The sequence below is a fragment of the Paraburkholderia sejongensis genome (genome assembly GCF_020880815.1).
GTDB classification, from domain to species: domain Bacteria; phylum Pseudomonadota; class Gammaproteobacteria; order Burkholderiales; family Burkholderiaceae; genus Paraburkholderia; species Paraburkholderia sejongensis.
Genome location: NZ_JAJITD010000022.1, coordinates 114,676 through 131,882, shown reverse-complemented (window position 1 = coordinate 131,882; position 17,207 = coordinate 114,676). Strand labels below are relative to the sequence as shown.

Annotated in this window: 12 protein-coding genes; 7 read left to right on the top strand and 5 right to left on the bottom strand. The window is 61.4% G+C overall.

Annotated elements, in window-relative coordinates; translation table 11 throughout:
• Window positions 1–198: 198 nt before the first annotated feature.
• The 3 genes from LJ656_RS30925 to LJ656_RS30915 are packed head-to-tail and all read right to left on the bottom strand — an operon-like array spanning window position 199 to window position 4,773.
• Window positions 199–1,467 carry a lipocalin-like domain-containing protein gene (locus LJ656_RS30925; RefSeq protein ID WP_425606045.1) on the bottom strand — a complete coding sequence of 423 codons (1,269 nt, stop codon included), beginning with the start codon at window positions 1,465–1,467 and terminating at the stop codon, window positions 199–201.
• Window positions 1,467–4,046, bottom strand: coding sequence for an FtsX-like permease family protein (locus LJ656_RS30920; protein WP_230513268.1), 2,580 nt, complete (start codon window positions 4,044–4,046; stop codon window positions 1,467–1,469). The genes LJ656_RS30925 and LJ656_RS30920 overlap by 1 nt, the downstream gene beginning before the upstream one ends.
• Entirely contained in the window at window positions 4,036–4,773 is a 738-nt protein-coding gene (locus LJ656_RS30915) for an ABC transporter ATP-binding protein (RefSeq protein WP_230513267.1), read from the bottom strand. Before LJ656_RS30915 ends, LJ656_RS30920 begins: the two co-directional genes overlap by 11 nt.
• Before the next feature lie 682 nt (window positions 4,774–5,455).
• On the opposite strand from LJ656_RS30915, the gene LJ656_RS30910 reads away from it, so the two are divergent.
• From LJ656_RS30910 to cyoD, 5 genes are all read left to right on the top strand, one after another.
• A complete protein-coding gene (locus tag LJ656_RS30910; protein ID WP_230513266.1) occupies window positions 5,456–7,015 on the top strand; it encodes a complex I subunit 4 family protein in 1,560 nt (519 codons plus the stop codon).
• A 390-nt stretch (window positions 7,016–7,405) separates the two neighbouring features.
• Window positions 7,406–8,299, top strand: a complete 894-nt coding sequence (gene cyoA, locus LJ656_RS30905) for a ubiquinol oxidase subunit II (RefSeq protein ID WP_230513265.1) — start codon at window positions 7,406–7,408, stop codon at window positions 8,297–8,299.
• A gap of 3 nt (window positions 8,300–8,302) precedes the next feature.
• Entirely contained in the window at window positions 8,303–10,318 is a 2,016-nt protein-coding gene (gene cyoB, locus LJ656_RS30900) for a cytochrome o ubiquinol oxidase subunit I (protein WP_230513264.1), read from the top strand.
• The gene (gene cyoC / locus LJ656_RS30895; RefSeq protein WP_230513263.1) at window positions 10,318–10,926 is read left to right on the top strand and encodes a cytochrome o ubiquinol oxidase subunit III; all 609 of its coding nucleotides are present in this window, start codon (window positions 10,318–10,320) and stop codon (window positions 10,924–10,926) included. Before cyoB ends, cyoC begins: the two co-directional genes overlap by 1 nt.
• Window positions 10,927–11,268 (top strand): cytochrome o ubiquinol oxidase subunit IV, encoded by a 342-nt coding sequence (cyoD, locus tag LJ656_RS30890; RefSeq protein ID WP_075304039.1) that lies wholly within the window; start codon window positions 10,927–10,929, stop codon window positions 11,266–11,268. It abuts the gene before it with no gap.
• A gap of 94 nt (window positions 11,269–11,362) precedes the next feature.
• On the opposite strand, the gene LJ656_RS30885 is transcribed toward cyoD, so the two are convergent.
• On the bottom strand, window positions 11,363–13,396 hold the full coding sequence (locus tag LJ656_RS30885) for a capsular polysaccharide biosynthesis protein (protein WP_230513262.1): 2,034 nt from the start codon (window positions 13,394–13,396) through the stop codon (window positions 11,363–11,365).
• Complete coding sequence (locus tag LJ656_RS30880; protein WP_230513261.1) at window positions 13,397–14,551, bottom strand: glycosyltransferase family 4 protein; 1,155 nt, start codon at window positions 14,549–14,551, stop codon at window positions 13,397–13,399.
• Between the two features lie 121 nt (window positions 14,552–14,672).
• On the opposite strand from LJ656_RS30880, the gene LJ656_RS30875 reads away from it, so the two are divergent.
• Both LJ656_RS30875 and LJ656_RS30870 read left to right on the top strand, forming a co-directional pair.
• Entirely contained in the window at window positions 14,673–15,839 is a 1,167-nt protein-coding gene (locus LJ656_RS30875) for a polysaccharide biosynthesis/export family protein (protein WP_230513260.1), read from the top strand.
• Window positions 15,840–16,052: 213 nt separating this feature from the next.
• Window positions 16,053–17,186, top strand: a complete 1,134-nt coding sequence (locus LJ656_RS30870; protein WP_230513259.1) for a glycosyltransferase family 4 protein — start codon at window positions 16,053–16,055, stop codon at window positions 17,184–17,186.
• Window positions 17,187–17,207 lie beyond the last annotated feature (21 nt).

The window sequence follows — 17,207 nt, the reverse complement described above, 5'->3', positions numbered from 1 at the left end:
CCCATCCCGAACAGGACCGTGAAACGACTCTACGCCGATGATAGTGCGGATTGCCCGTGTGAAAGTAGGTAATCGTCAGGCTCCTCATGCAGTATGTCCAGAACCCCGGTGTCTCCGAAAGAGCGCCGGGGTTCTGGCGTTTACGTGGCTGTTTCAAGCGATCGCTAAATCCAGTGCAACCCGATCGCAGTTCCTTTGTCACTGCCTTCCCATCCGCAACGCGTCCGCGTAGCCCGTCAGCTCCAGATACGCGCGTCCGACCTCTGCATTTGCCCGGCTCACCCGCGCCGCGCCTTCCCAATACACCGCACCCGTCGATTGTCGTGAATCGAGTTCCTGATCGTCGATCAGCGGATCGAGTTGCCATGTCAGCGCACCGGTCCTGACCGTCATCGATACCGGATACGATGCGCCGGTGCGTGGCGAGCGCCACGTGCGAACCGGAGTGAAGTCCACCTGATCGGGGGCGAAGTTGGTGATCTGTCCGTCGGCCTGGCGAAGCGTCGCATGAGCCCAGATCGCGCCGCCATCGCGGCGACGCATCTTGAATGCCATCAGCGCCGCGCCGTCCTTCAGGTTGGCGCCCACCCAATCCCATCCGACTGCATCGGTGGCGAGGTAGGTGCTCGACCATTCGTGATCCAGCCATGCTGTCCCTGTCACCGTCGTAGCTTGCTGCGAAGTGTTTCCCGATACGGCTGGCCGCACCACGCTTCCTGTCACGCGCAACTGCGGCTCGCTATAGTAATAGCTTGCCTGCTCCGGCTGTGGTCCTTTACGCGAGTAACCGCGTTCGCCCTGAAGCAGTGGTGCCTGCGTCGGCGTCAACGCCAGATGCAACGAGAAGCCGGTCGCATCGGCAGTGACGTCATAATGGCCATCCGCAGCACGGGTCATTTTCCAGCCGTCGAGCTTGACGTCGGTATTGGCGGGCTTCGCGTACGCGAGCCCGAAACCCTCGCGAGCGATACGCTGATCGTGAACCAGATGTCCGATCGCCGGATCGCTCAACGCCGCATGCGCGATGATCAGTTGCGATGGTGCAAACGCGCTCGGATCGGCCGTGTCGTGGCCCGTCGCGGAACGGAAGAATGTGATCTGAAAGCCGAGCGGCTGGTTGTCGGGCGTATTGAGCCAGCCAGTCGCGTACCACCATTCGGTGCGAAAAGCCGGGTGCGCGCCGGTGTCCGCGGGAAAGCCGAGTGGATGATCGGGCGTGACCGCGGCGAAGGCGGCCGGAGTGGAAGCGCGCGCATCGCCGCCAGCGGCAAACGCGGGAGAAACGACGTTAAATGCGCCGGTAAATGCGGCGGTAAGCGCAACGACAGCAGCGCCACACAGCAAGCCGAAAAGGCGGGGGCAACCTGAGCGCTGCGCCGCCCGTGCGCTCTCGCGGGCAGCAGTACTCGGTACTCCGAATAGAGCGTCCCGCGCATCCACGGCGAAACGGCACATCTTCGTGCGCATCACCAATCCTCCTTCACCGCGCGCACCGCATCCACCGACACCGCGCCGCGTCCGGCGACCACCGCGGTCGAGCAGGACAGAATCACCATCACGAGCGCGACCGTGCCGAGCACGAACCACGGCACATGCAGCGACATGCTCCAATGAAACGACTGCGGATTGACGACGAACACAAGGATCAGGCTGATCGCGAATCCGAGTGCGAAGCCGAGCGCAATGCCGCAAGCGGTAAGCAGGCCGCCTTCCGACGCGAGAATCGCGAGAATCTGCATACGCGTGACCCCGATGTGGCGCAACATCCCGAACTCGCGGGCACGTGCGAGCGTTTGCGCGGAAAACGTCGCGGCGACGCCGAATAGTCCGATCACAATGGCCACTGCCTCGAGCAGATACGTGACCGCGAAGCTGCGATCAAAGATCATCAGCGTACGCGCGCGGATGTCACCCGGTTGCGACAGTTCCAGCGACGCGCCAAATGGCAGCGCCCGCAACGCGTCGATCACGCGTTCGACGCGCGCACCCTGCGCGACTGTCACGGCCACATCGGTGGCGATGGTGTCGCCGGTCAAGCGCCGGAAGTCCGCGAGCCGCATCTGGATCGCGCCGCTCTGGCGCGCGTAATCGCGCCACACACCGGCGACGACGAACACCTGGCCTGGCGCGCCGAGCGGCAGGCGTATGCGTTGACCCAACCGGTATCCATATAGATCGACCATTGCTTCGGAGACCCAAACAGGTATTTCGCCCGCGTGAAGTGCCGCGGGCGACAGCGTCGCGGCGGTCATCTGCAGATTCGCGCCCGGATCGGCCGCATCGATTTCGCGCGCGAGCAGCGCGACGTCCGGCCGGGCCGGATCGAGCGTCAGATGGGTGATACGCGCAAAAGCGGCGCTTCTGATGCCGGACACCTCGGCGATCCGCTTCTGTTCGGCGGGCTGCAAGCCGCCACTGTCGCTGCTATTGCCGCCGGACGCGACCCGCACGTATAGATCCGCGGATAGCAGATGCGTGACCCACGCATCGACGGAGACGCGAAAGCTCGCCACCATGATCGCCATCGCGACGATCAGCGCGAAGCTCGACAGCACCCCGCCCATTGCGATCGATGCCTGCCCCGGCGCATTCGCGAGACGCGCGATCGCCAGCGTGGCGGTCGCGCCGGCGCTGCCGCGCGCGCCGCGTACCCGGCTCGCCGCACCGAAGATCGACGCGGTCACGCGCGGCATCAACGCGATGCCGCCGACGAGCAGCAACGCGACCGCGAGATAACCGGCAATCGGCGTATCGAACCACGGCGGCAGCCGGGTAAGAATGCCGGCGATCAACAGGCACGCTAGCGCGGGCCACGGCGTCGCGAGCCGAGCCAGGGCGCCTTCTTCGGCGCCGGCCTTGAGCGCCGCGGCGGGCCGCGCCCGTGCGGCATCGATGGCGGGCGCGACGCTGCCGAGCACCGCCACGGCGATGCCGAGCAGCAGAAACACCGTAGTCGCGAGCGGCTCGAAACCGGCCCGCGGCCGCACGCCGGGAAAATACCCGCCGCCGAGATCGCTGCCGAAAAAGCGCAGCGCGCCGCTGGCCATCGCATAGCCGAGCGCGAGCCCGCACAGCGATCCGAGCAGTCCGAGCAACGCGCCCTCCAGCAGAATCTGGCGCAATAGCTGGGCACGCGTGAGGCCGAGCACGCGCAGCATCGCGAACTGCGAGCGACGCCGCACGACACTGAGCGCCTGCGTCGAAAACACGAGGAACGCGCCGGTGAATAGCGCGACCAGCGCGAGCACGTTCATGTTGATTCGATACGCGCGCGACAGCCGGTCGGTGCGGCTTTCGGTATCGCGCGTTTCGGCGACAACCCACGCATTGCCGAGTTGCGCCTGCAGATCCCGCCTGAAGCGTTCGCGGTCGACGCCGCGTTCGAGCTGCACGTCCACACGCGACAGCTTGCCGACTTTGCCGAAGCGCCATTGCGCGGCGGCGATATCCATCACCGCGAGCCGCTGACCCGGCCGCGTGCGCCCGAGGCCGCCCGCGACGCGCAACTGCACGTTCGAGGTCCCGCTACGCAGCGTCAGCGGGTCGCCGGTTTTAATGTTCAGCCATTGCTGCGCGGCGGTCGACAGAAACACCGCATCGGCCGATAGCGTGTCGAGCGGCTGTTCCGGCGACGGCACGCCGAGCAGATCGGGCGTGATACGACTCGCCTTGAATACGTCGATACCGAGCACCGGCAGCGCGTCCCGTTGGCCGGGCACCGTGACATCGAACGCGAGCACCGGACTTGCCAGCACGACCTCCGGCATATTCGCCAGCCGCGGATAAATCGACTCGTCGATAAAGGGTTGAGCGCCGCGTATCTGCAAGTCAGCCTGACCCGACAAACTGCGGGTGGCCGCCGAGAATTCGTTGAACGCCGCGCTGTTGATCAACTGCACCGCGTAACCGAGCGCGACGCCCAGCGCGATCGTGGCGATGGCGACCAGCGCGCGCGCCCGATGACTGCGCCATTCGGCGCCGAGCAGCCAACGCGCGAGCACGCGATGTCCGGAAGAGTGCGGCAGCGGGCGAAGATCAGCGGCCATCGTCGCTTGAACGCACGCCGGCATGCGCAACGTGGTCGCCAACTTGTGCGGGCGCCGCATGCAAGCCGCCGTCGCTGAGGATCAACACGCGATCGGCCACCGCGGCGGCCGCTTCCGAATGCGTGACCATGATCGTCGCCGCGCCGGTCGCCTTGCTTTGCGCGCGAAATAGGCCGAGCACGTCGTGTGCGGTCGCAGGGTCGAGATTGCCGGTCGGCTCGTCGGCGAGGATCAGGGACGGACGATGCACGAGTGCGCGCGCGATCGCCACGCGCTGCAGTTCGCCGCCGGACAGTTCACGCGGAAAAGCCTCGCCGCGTCCGCCGAGACCGACTGCCGCCAGCATCTCGAGCGCGGCGGCGCCCGGCAGATCGTTCAGCAGCAGCGGCAGCGCGACGTTCTGCGCGAGCGTCAGATGCGGCAGCACGTGAAACGCCTGGAACACGAAGCCGAGCTTTTGCCGGCGTAGACGCGTCGCCGCGTTGTCGTCGAGTTGCTCGACCGCGCGGCCGTCGATCATCACGCTGCCGCCATCGGCGCGGTCGAGGCCGGCGATCAGATTGAGCAGCGTCGATTTGCCGACTCCCGAGTCGCCCATGATTGCAACGAACTCGCCCGCCGCGAGCGTGAAGTCGAGCTGCGCGAGCACGATGCGGCCGCTGCCGTAGCGCTTGCTGAGACCGCGGCATTCGAGTGCGGGAGCGACGGCGTCGGCGGGAAGCGTCATGCGGGAAGATCCGGAAGAGGGGCCGACGAGGGGCGTCGGCCGGACGGAACGAGTGTGCCTTGTCGCGAGAATTCGCGCAGTAGACCGAATCAGCAGCGGCGATCGATGTAAGGAAAATGGAAGTTCGAATGGCGCGGCAGCGGGGTGACCGGAAAGCTTCGTCATGCCCCGCGCAAGCCGCTGTGCGCGGATATCACGGCGCGATTTAGAGGGCCGCGCAAAAAAATTTTTTGTCGCGCGAGCCCGCAATTTGGTGCTGGACGGTGAATCCGCGACTCTCAAGCAGAGCGGGGCGAGCAGGATCCATTCCACCGGTTCCGTCCCCCGAAAAAGCAAATGCCTAAAAGTGCTTAAGTGCGCGGAAACGCGCGCCTTTTGCGGCCAAAAAATTTAGCGCGCGCAAGCGATCTGTAACAATGTGCAAGCGCACATTTCGATGCGTTTTGCAAGCGTGCACGCGACAACAATAAATTGTGACGGGGATTTTCGGGCTGTTGCGATGCAAAAATATCCTTATCTTGGTAATCTCCCACCCTTGGTTAGATGACCGCGGGTAAACGTGTAGCGGATAACCCGCTTACATGTCCATTTCAGCGAACTCCAGCTTACATATCCATTTCAGTGCCGGCTGTTTTCGGCGGCGCTGGGGCGGCGTTTTGTACATCAAAGTTTGACAGCGCACATGCCATTGCCTCTCCTAAGTCTTCTCATCTGGATTCCCATCGTCGCCGGATTCGTGGTGCTGCGCGCCGGCTCCGACGCCGTGCGTAACCGCACGCGCTGGCTCGCGCTGATCGGCGCGGTGGCGGGTTTCCTGCCGGTGATCCCGCTCGTCGCGAATTTCCGTAACGACGTGACCTCGATGCAGTTCGTCGAGAACGTCCGCTGGTCGCCGACGTTCGACATCGCCTGGCATGTGGGGATCGACGGGATTTCGCTGTGGCTGGTCGCGCTGACCGCGCTGACCACGATCATCATCGTGGTCGCGTCGTGGGAGTCGGTCACGCAGCGCACCGCGCAGTACTTCGGCGCGTTCCTGATGCTGTCGGGCTTCATGCAGGGCGTGTTCACCTCGCTCGACGGGATGATGTTCTTCATCGCGTTCGAGGCGACGCTGATTCCGCTGTATCTGCTGATCGGCACCTACGGTCACAAGAACCGTACGTATGCGGCGGTGAAGTTCTTCTTCGTGTCGCTGCTCGGCTCGCTGATGATGCTGATGTCGCTGCTCTATCTGTTCGCGCAGACCCACAGCTTCGACCTCGCCGTATGGCGCGAGGCGCAACTGGGCATGGTGCCGCAGGCGCTGATCTTCCTTGGCTTCCTCGCCGCGTTCGGCGTGAAGGTGCCGATGTGGCCGCTGCACACGTGGCTGCCCGACGTCCACCTCGACGGCCCGACCGGCGCCGCGGTGATGATCGGCATGCTGAAGATCGGCGGCTACGGTCTGCTGCGTTTCGCGCTGCCGATCGCGCCGCAAGCGAGCCACTTCTTCGCGCCGATGATGATCACGCTGTCGCTCGTCGCGGTGATCTACTCGAGCCTGCTCGCGCTCGTGCAAACCGACATGCGCCGTCTGCTCGCGTATTCGACGGTCGCGCACATGGGCCTCGTCACGCTCGGCCTGTTCGTTTTCAACCGCTTCGGCCAGGCCGGCGCGATCGTGCAGATGATTTCGTACGGCGTGGTGTCGGGCGCGATGCTGCTGTGTACCGGCATGTTGCACGACCGCACCAAGACCGCGTCGATTGCCGAATTCGGCGGCGTTGCGAACACGATGCCGCGCTTCGCCGCGTTCGTGATGCTGTTCTCGATGGCCAATATCGGCTTGCCGGGCACCTCGGGCTTCGTCGGCGAATTCATGGTGCTGATGGGCGCGATCCGCTTCAACTTCTGGATCGGCGCGATCGCCGCGAGCACGCTGGTGCTGAGCGCGGCCTACACGCTGTGGATGTACAAGCGGGTGATTTTCGGCGCGATCGCCAATGCGCGCGTCGCCAATCTGAAAGACCTCGGCAAGCGCGAATTCGCGCTGCTCGGGGCGATGGCGCTGCTGGTGCTCGCGATCGGTATCAATCCGAAACCGTTCACCGATGCGATCGACCCGTCGGTCGGCACGCTGCTCGCGCAGTCGGAACGTTCCGCGCTGCCGGGTGACGCGACGCCGGAAGGCAACGAGCATCTGCAAGCTGCGACGCCGACACCGGCGCCGGCTGCCACCGCCGCACAAAACCCGGGTTAATAGAACAAGGCGCAAGAGCCGCTGTCGCATCCGCGCGTCGGGATGCGTCGGTGCTCTTGCGCTTTCGCGCGTCCGCATCGTCCCTTTGATTGAAAACGAAAGGCGTTGGCTCATCAAAGCCGCACGCTGTCCAGTGGTTTTCGAGCGCTTATTTGAGGGGACTTTGCGACGCGTCAACTTTCGATGCTTTGTTTCAAGGCGTCGCAAACGACGCTTGCAGGATCAGGTGTGTGGGGGATTGCGACAACGTGTCACACGAGGTCGCAACGCAATAGATCGTTGCTAAATCGAGTGTTTATTGACAATCGGGGCACCCCTATTATGCGAGCGCTTATTAATGGAGAGCCGTCGAATGACGTTCGTTGAAGTCAAAAAAACGAGGCAAGGAATATGAAAGCACGGGCTCTGACCAGGCCGGCAAGCGTTCTGTCCGCCAGCCTCTTGTTGCTGCTGTCGGGTTGCAGCAACCTCGATATTTTGAATCCGAAGGGCAGTGTGGGACTGGCGGAGCGCGATCTGATCGCGACTTCGACGTGGGCCATGCTGATCGTGGTGGTGCCGGTCATCGCGCTCACCCTGTTTTTCGCGTGGCGTTATCGCGCGTCGAACAGGAACGCCGATTACCAGCCGGGGTGGACGCATTCCACCGCGGTTGAAATCGTCGTCTGGACGATTCCGACTTTGATCATTCTGTTCCTCGCCGTGCTGACGTGGCGGACGACTCATGAGCTCGATCCGTATCGCCCGCTCGAGTCGCAGGTCAAGCCGATCAACGTCGAAGTCGTCGCGCTCGACTGGAAGTGGCTGTTCATCTATCCGGACCTGGGCATCGCTTCGGTCAATCAACTGGCGATCCCGGTCGGTACGCCGGTGAACTTCCGCATTACGTCGGACACGGTGATGAACTCGTTCTTCATCCCGCAACTGGGCGGCCAGATCTACGCGATGGCGGGCATGCAAACGCGCCTGCACCTGATCGCCGATCACGCCGGCGACTACGCGGGCACCGCGGCGAACTTCAGCGGTAAGGGCTTCTCGGACATGAAGTTCCGCACGCTCGCCACTTCGCCTGAAGAGTTCAACGCGTGGGTCGCCAAGGTGCGCGCGTCGTCGGACCGCCTCGACATGGACCGCTATCACGCGGTGTCCGAGCCGAGCGAAAAGGATCCGGTGCGCTACTTCTCGACGGTCGATCCGAAGCTCTTCAACAACATCATCGCCCGCTACAACAACGGCAACGTCCTCGACAACATGCAGGACGCTAACTGTGCGCCTAAGGGGTAACGCATGTTCGGAAAACTAACGCTCGATGCGATCCCGTATCACGAGCCAATCATCGTAACGGCGGGCGCGGGGATGATCCTCGCCGCGCTGGCCGTGCTCGGCGCGATCACGTACTTCGGTAAGTGGCGCTACTTGTGGACCGAATGGCTGACCTCGGTCGACCACAAGAAGATTGGCGTGATGTACATCATCATAGCTTTCATCATGCTGCTGCGCGGCTTTGCCGACGCAATCATGATGCGTATGCAACTGGCGCTGTCGTACCTGTCGCCGGGCTTTCTGCCGCCGCATCACTACGACCAGATCTTCACCGCGCACGGCGTCATCATGATTTTCTTCATGGCGATGGCGTTCATGGTCGGTCTGATGAACCTGATCGTGCCGCTGCAGATCGGCGCGCGCGACGTCGCGTTCCCGTTCATCAACTCGCTGAGCTTCTGGATGACGGCGATCAGCGCGATCCTGATCAACATTTCGCTGGTGATCGGTGAATTCGCGCAGACCGGCTGGCTTGCTTATCCACCGCTGTCCGAACTGCAGTTCAGCCCCGGTGTCGGTGTCGACTATTACCTGTGGAGCTTGCAGCTCTCCGGTATCGGTACGTTGCTGACCGGTGTGAACTTCTTCGTGACCATCGTGAAGATGCGCGCGCCTGGCATGACGTTCATGAAGATGCCGGTGTTCACGTGGACCGCGCTGTGCACGAACGTGCTGATCATGGCGTCGTTCCCGATCCTGACCGTCACGCTCGCGCTGCTCGGCCTCGACCGTTACCTCGGCATGCACTTCTTCACGAACGATGCCGGCGGCAACGCGATGCTGTACCTGAACCTGATCTGGGCATGGGGTCACCCCGAGGTGTACATCCTGATCCTGCCGGCGTTCGGTATTTTCTCGGAAGTCGTCGCGACCTACGCGAAGAAGCCGCTGTTCGGCTACAAGACGATGGTGTGGGCGACCTGCGCGATCATGGTGCTGTCGTTCCTCGTGTGGCTGCACCACTTCTTCACGATGGGTTCGGGCGCTGACGTGAACGCGTTCTTCGGTATCGCGACGATGATCATCTCGATCCCGACCGGCGTCAAAGTGTTCAACTGGCTGTTCACGATCTACAAGGGCCGTCTGCAGTTCACGACGCCGGTTCTGTGGACCATCGGCTTCATCATCACTTTCACGATCGGCGGTATGACCGGCGTGATGATGGCGATTCCGGGCGCGGACTTCGTGCTGCACAACAGCCTGTTCCTGATCGCTCACTTCCACAACGTGATTATCGGTGGCGTGCTGTTCGGTTATCTGGCCGGCTTCAACTACTGGTTCCCGAAGGCGTTCGGCTTCAAGCTGAACGAGAAGCTCGGCAAGGCATCGTTCTGGTTCTGGCAGATCGGCTTCTGGGTTGCGTTCACGCCGCTGTACGTGCTCGGTTTCATGGGCATGACCCGTCGTCTGAATCACTACGACAATCCGGCATGGCATCCGTGGCTGATGGTGGCCGCGTTCGGCGCGGTGCTGATCGCAATCGGTATTGCCTGCCAGCTGCTGCAACTGGTGGTCAGCATCCGCGATCGCAACCTGAAGGAAAACCGCGACCTCACGGGCGATCCGTGGGATGGTCATACGCTGGAATGGGCGACCAGCTCGCCGCCGCCGGCCTATAACTTCGCGCATATCCCGACGGTGCACTCACTCGACGCGTTCACCGAAATGAAGTCGCGCAAGGGTGCGCAGGTGGTGCCGCCGTATCGCGACATTCACATGCCGTCGAATACTTCCGCGGGTCTGATCGTGGGTATGTTCTCGCTGGCGTTCGGTTTTGCGGCTGTGTGGCACATCTGGTGGCTTGCGATCGTCGGCCTGGTCGGCGCGATCGCCACCGTGATCGTCTACAGCTTCCAGAAGAACGAGGGCTATTACATTCCGGCCGACACTGTCGCGCTGATCGAAGAGAAACGCAGCGGCGGTGCTGCCGCCAGGACCGGTGCCGGCAACGGTGCGCAGGTCGCGCTGGAGGTTGACTGATGTTACAGAAGACTATTGCGGTTGAACCGCATCATCACGACGCGGACCATCCGCCGTCGCACTCGGTGTTCGGTTTCTGGCTGTACCTGATGACCGACTGCATCATCTTCGCTGCGCTGTTCGCGGTGTTCGCGGTGATGAGCCATCAGTTCGCCGGTGGTCCGAGCGGTAAGGATCTGTTCGAGATTCCGGGCGTTGCGCTGGAAACGGCGATGCTGCTGCTCTCCAGTATCACGTACGGCTTCGCGATGCTCGGCGCGCACAAGAACCGCAAGGGTGCGTTGCTCGGCTGGCTGGGTGTGACGTTCCTGCTGGGCCTCGCGTTCCTGACGCTGGAAATGCGCGAGTTCTCGCACATGATCGCCGAAGGCGCGGGTCCGAGCCGTAGCGCGTTCCTGTCGTCGTTCTTCACGCTGGTCGGCACGCACGGCCTGCACGTGACGTTCGGCCTGATCTGGATGGTGGTGCTGGCCCTGCAGGTGATGCGTCATCGCGACCTGACCGAGCGCGACATGATCCGTCTGACGTGCCTGAGCCTTTTCTGGCACTTCCTGGACGTCGTCTGGATCGGCGTTTTCACCTTTGTTTATCTTGCGAGCGTGATCTAAATGGACCATAGCCATAGCGCCCACGGCGCGCACTCGGAAGGGGGCCACGGCAGCTTCGGCAGCTATATGGCCGGTTTCGTGCTGTCGGTGATTCTGACCGTCGCCGCCTTCGCGATCGTGATGACCGGCACGCTGACGGGCTCGAACGCGCTGTTCGCGATCGCCGGTCTCGCCTTCGTGCAGATCATCGTGCATCTGGTGTTCTTCCTGCATATGAACACGTCGTCGTCGCAGCGCTGGAACGTGACCGCGTTTGCGTTCACCGCGCTGACCGCGCTGATCGTGATCGGCGGGACGTTGTGGGTTATGCACAACGTTAGTATGCATATGATGTCGCGATAAGCTGGGAGCGCGTTAGCGCTCCTGTGCGAAAGAGAGAGCCCCGCGAGGACGGAAGTCCTTGCGGGGCTTTTTGTTTTGTCTGGCCGGTTCGTTTTTACTGTACTTGTGACGCGCGCTTTTGCTGAAACCGCCATACCGCGTGGCGAATTCCATTGCGGGTCCAACGAAACGCCTTGAGAAGTGGCCGCATACGGTTGCCGCGTACTTTTTCCAGCGGCCGTGCCGCTTCCGGTGCGAGTTGTTCGACTACCGCTTCAGGCGTCGTGAAGAGCTGCGTTTTCCAGTCGAAGTACAGCGGGTAGCGTAGCAGCACACCCGCGCACAGCATGTCGAGCGTCAAGGTGCGATGACGCCACGGCAGTGGCGCGAGTGCGTCGTGGGTGAGTCCCCAGCCGGCATAGAACGGCAGACCGTAGGTGAAGACCGCTTTTCCGCGCAACAGCGCCTCGAAGCCCGCGAGCGACGATAGCGTGTGAACTTCATCTGCGGCATCGACGAGAGACAGTAGATCCGCTTCGGTATCGACGACGTCGGCGAGTTGCTGCGCGTCGATCAGTCCATTGCGGTTGCCCGATAGCACATCGGGATGCGGCTTGTAGACGACGAATGCATCGGGACGCAGGCGGCGCACTTCGCGCAGCAGCGCATCGGCGGTGCCGATGGCGCGCGTGCCGAGGCGGATCGATGCATCGTCGGCGACCTGGCCGGGGACCAGCACGATCTGCTTGCCGGCCGGCGCGGTCCAGGCGGGGCGCCGACGGCCGAGGTTGTACTTGGTGACACCGAGTTGCACGATCTTGTTGCGAAGCGCCGCGGCGCGCGCCAGCTCAGTGTCGCTGAATTCGGTCTCGTTGAGCAGCGCGCTCAAATCGCTCGGCTGGCTGGCATCGAAGTACAGGCCGCGACGATCGATCACCTGACTGCGCGGCGCGATCATGTCGGAGCCGAGACCCGTCGAGTGAAAGAAGCCGTCTTCGATTCTGACGCGGCGCACTTCCGGTGCAAGACCCTCCACGCTGCGCGCGCCCCACAACACCGCGGTTTCGTTTGTTTGCACGGATTCGGGCTGGGCTGTCCAGCGCAGGGCTGAACTGCACGCCGTGATGTACGGCGTCGCGAATGGGCGCTTCCACCACTGGAAACGTAATGCCGCGACGTTGCGCAGATCGGCGAAGCGCTGCTGGACCGCGTGTTGTAGTTCGATGCAGTCTAGAACGTCCGTTAGGGTGCCTGGCGCGTGCGTGGCGGGATTCAGATAGCGCGTTGAGCGCAGAAATATCACGTCGAAAAGCGTTTCAAGCGTGGGACGTGCGGTGCGGTTCGGCAATGGCAAGTTGTCGTGCGTCAGGCCCCAGCCGGCGTAATACGGGGCGCCGAAGACGTGGACCGGCGTGCCGGCCAGCAAAGCGTGCATGCCTTCTGAAGCACTCAGCGTGTAGATCCGGTCGACGTGAGGCAGCGCTGCACACACCGATTCATCTTCGTTCAGGCGCCGAGTGCCGGGCGGCAGCAGCGCGTGTGCGGATTTGGAAAGCCAAGGCCCGCGCCCGGGATCGTCCGATCTCGCGATCCAGAATTGCGCTGCTGGATGGGCCAGGCGTGCGGCCTGCAACATGCAAGAGAACGCGGCGCGAGAGTGGCGCGTCGCTGCGGCGCCGGATCCATACGATCTTGCGCGCTCGTCGATGAACAAAACCCGTTCGTTGTTTTTAGGCTCGAGCAGTGCCGCTGGGCAGCAGGATTGCACACGACGCGTTCTGGACGCGTGACTGCGCGCGAATCGCTGCATCAGTCGCTGCAATTTCTCTTGACGCTGGTCGCTTTTCCTTTCTTGAATCGCGGTCATCAGCGCTGCATTGAGGGCATTGGCGAATACATCGGGGCCGGCGTTTTCGACCGACATCGAAAACCATGACAGCAGTGGAGTGCCCACGGGTCCGTGGGACCAGACTGGCCCCGGCCACGCGGCGGCGATGCGGTTGCCACATAGGCGAGCGATGCGTAACGCGATTCGTCCATGCCAGCGGTCAATCCATAGCGGTTCGAAGCGTTGTTGACGCAGGCCGGCCCGGAAACGTGAGCCGCGCGTGATACCGCGCAAATCGTTTGCGACGATGCGTTGCTTCATTTAGCGCAGCGTTTCCAGAAAGCGGTCGACGCGTTCGAAGTGGTCGGCCCAGGTCGGTTCCCGAAAACGTTCGATACGGATCAACTGCTCAGCGCGTTCCGGACTATCGGGCCGTGCGTAGGCCCGAATAGAGGCGAGCCACCCGGGACCGTCAAGCGGATCGAGATAGTCCGGAATTTCGTCGGCGATTTCATGAAAGACGTCGAGGTCGCTCGCGAGCACCGGTACTTTCAGCGCAAGCGCTTCCGCGAGCGGCATTCCGTAACCTTCCACGAAGGAAGGGAATAGCAGTGCCTGCGCGTGTTGAAGGTAGGCGTGGAGCTGCCCGTCGGAGCAGTGGGCTTCCTCCATGACGACGCCTTTGAGCGGTCGGCAGCGCTCCAGCATATCGACGACGTTTTCGCATTCCCAGCCGCGCCGGCCGATGACCACGAGCTTTGGCGCCGAGGCGCCGAGTTGTTCGACCAGACGGCGCCAGACGTGCAGGATGAACCAGTGGTTCTTGCGTGGCTCGATGGTGCCTAGCATGACGAAGTAGGGTTCGGGCAACGGGCGGGGTGCGAGCGGGCGTGGGATGACGCCGGAGGCGAGATGGGCGACGACGGTTGGTGGAAGCGGGAGATTCGCGCGTTTGGCTTCCGCCGCGAGGGAGTCGAGCGTGGCTTGGGAATTCATGATTAACCCGCTTGCATATCTCAACGCTGTGTGTATGCGATTGCGATGCGTGGCGTCGACACCGGGGCGGCAGTATTCTGCGTGTGTAAGCGGAATCAGGTCGTGAACTAGGATAACTGGCTGAATGCCGCGCTGGCGCATAGTCCGCAGGTATCGCGAGCGCTCGATACCGGAATGGCTCGTATGAAGCAGTATTCCATCGGGAAAGTTGTGACGGCGCAACATTCGGCAGGCGGCATTTACGATAAGCTTCTGCGCTGTAAATTTGGCAGCGAAATTCTGCTGCAAAATAATGTCGAAGACTCGGGCTGAATTGCGCGGCGATAGCACGGAGCTGAATCCACTTTCACTGAGTACGGCACGCGCCTGTCCGCCGTAATGCCGGACGTATTCCAGGCCGACTCGATCTACCCCCGTAGGCAATTGGCCCTTGGTCAGCCTGTCCAGCAGGCGCGAGACATCCAACAGAGTTAACGACAATTTTTCCGCACGACAAACACGTGATTGTGACAAAATCCGCACCGACCGCTAAGCGCGGACATCTGTGACTAGCAATTAATTCCGAATTCCGTAATTGTCCCAAAAACCGCCGGTTTGATACATGAATTCCCGTCGAATAACTAATTTAGTGTTGTTTTTTTCCACGCTCGCGTTGAGTTCATGTAGTCTGGTTCCTTCGTCAGGCCCCACGACCGCGCAAGTGATGAAGGCCGGTGAAAACGAAAACCCGGCAGGGATTCAGATCGTCGATATCAACGCCGATGTGGCACGAAGGTTGGTCGCGGAGAGGAAGCCCACGGATTTCGCCGACACGTTGGGCAGTGGCGTTCTGGCCCGCCAGCAGTTCGGACCGGGGGATACGCTTGAGGTGTCCATATGGGAGGCGCCCCCAGCCACACTGTTTGGCGCATTTTCGTCTTCCTCGTCGACCTCATCGAGCAGTGGCGGCGGCGCGAAAGCGACCGTATTGCCGGCACAAATCATTGATAGCGATGGCACGATTGCGGTTCCATTCGTTGGGCGCATCAAGGCGGCTGGCAAATCCGCGAATGAATTGTCTCAAGGCATCGCAGCCCGACTTACTGGCAAAGCGAACCAGCCACAGGTGATGATCCGGTTGGTGAAGAATGCCACATCGTATGTTACGGTTGTCGGGGATGTGTCGAATAGTACCCGCATGGAACTAACGGCAGGCGGCGAGCGGTTGCTTGATGCGCTAGCCAGTGCCGGCGGTGCCCGTCAGCCAGTCGATAAAACTACCATTCAGGTAACTCGTGGCGGCGAGGTCGAATCATTGCCATTGCAGACCATCATCCGTGATCCCCGGCAAAACGTGACCCTGCACGCAGGTGACGTGATTACCGCGCTGTTTCAGCCTTTGAGTTTTACGGTATTGGGCGCGACGGGCAAGAACGACGAAATTAACTTTGAAGCGCAAGGCATTACTCTCGCTCAGGCGCTTGCACGCAGCGGCGGATTAAGTGACGCCCGTTCTGATCCAAAGGGCGTATTCATCTTCCGTTTTGAGCCGAAAGACGCTTTGCCTTGGCCTCATCAGCCAGTGCAGACAACGGTGGATGGAAAGGTGCCTGTCGTGTACCGACTGGATCTGAAAGACCCAGCCAGCTTTTTCGTTGCGCAGTCATTCCCAATGAACAATAAGGACTTGGTCTATATCTCCAACGGACCTGTGGCCGAACTGCAGAAGTTCTTGAATCTGGTGTTCTCCGCGGTCTATCCGGTAACCGGGCTGATTCGCGCATACTGATTACCGATGCGTGTCGACGCTATGAGAAGGCAGTTGCCGCAAAATGGACGACGCCCGACGCGCATGGGTTGGCGTTGTCTGTTTCTTCTGACCTCTATGCTCGCGTATGCCGCGCCCCTGTGGCCCGGCATACTGATCAAGCTGGCGCGGAGATTCAGCCAGCGGCTTTTCTTGGAAAAGTGCACAAGTGAGGGGCGAACGAGGCAATTACTCGTGGATGTATCCATTATCTGTCGAAATGACGCAGGCACTGGCATACAGCGCGTCGTCCGCGCACTGTTTCGAGAGTTACTAGCTGAACCGCCGGCAGGATTCGAGATACGCCCCGTATGCGCGACACGTCGAAATGGATATCGATACGCGGACGGATACAACTTACGGATCGGGGGCGAGGCCATTCAGAAAGATGACTTGGGGGCGCTCATTTCGGTGAGTTCCGGTGACATTTTTCTTGGCTTGGATTTCAGCAGTCGGATCCTGCCTCGACGACAGAAAGAATTGCTCCGATGGAAAGCATGCGGCGTAAAATCGATTTTCATCGTGTACGACCTCTTGCCGGCACTTCGACCAGATTGGTTCACACGCCCCGGAGTAAAAGCTTATAGGTCGTGGCTCACGACGTTGGCGATGCACGCGGATAACCTGTTGTGCATATCAGCCTCCGTAAAATGCGATCTGGATATGTGGTTGCGCAAGAAATACCGCCTAACGGACGCAAACATCCGGACCAGTTGGTTTCATCTCGGCGCAGACCCGGGTGCGAATGATGACGCACGGCCGCTGCCGGCTTGTTTAGCGACGCCATCTACCTCTCAGGTTTCGACTGTGCTGATGGTCGGAACCGTCGAGCCCCGCAAAGGCCATGAACAGGTTCTTGATGCATTCGAGTTGCTGTGGCGTGCCGGGAATAATGCTCGTCTCGTCATAGTCGGTAGACCCGGGTGGCGTGTCGATGAACTGACGAAGCGCATGGATCGCCATTCGGAAGTCGGCGACAGGCTAATCTGGCTCAAGTCCGCAGATGATGTGACGTTAACCAGTCTTTATAAGTGTACAGACGGTTTGCTCATGGCTTCTTATGGCGAAGGCTTCGGTTTGCCACTTGTGGAAGCAGCGCGCTATGGAATGCCGGTTCTGGCTCGCGATCTGCCAATCTTTCGCGAGGTAGCGCAAAACCACGTTACCTACTTTTCAGCAGGCGACGCAGTACAGATGGCGGCCACTTTGCGCACCTGGTTCAATGCGCTGACAGAGGGAACCGCACCACGTAGCGATGGAATAGCATTGCAAACCTGGGCGCAAAGCGCAACGCAATTGCGCAACTGCCTACTAGAAGTAAGTCTTTAGACATTCGGGTGTTCTTCGATA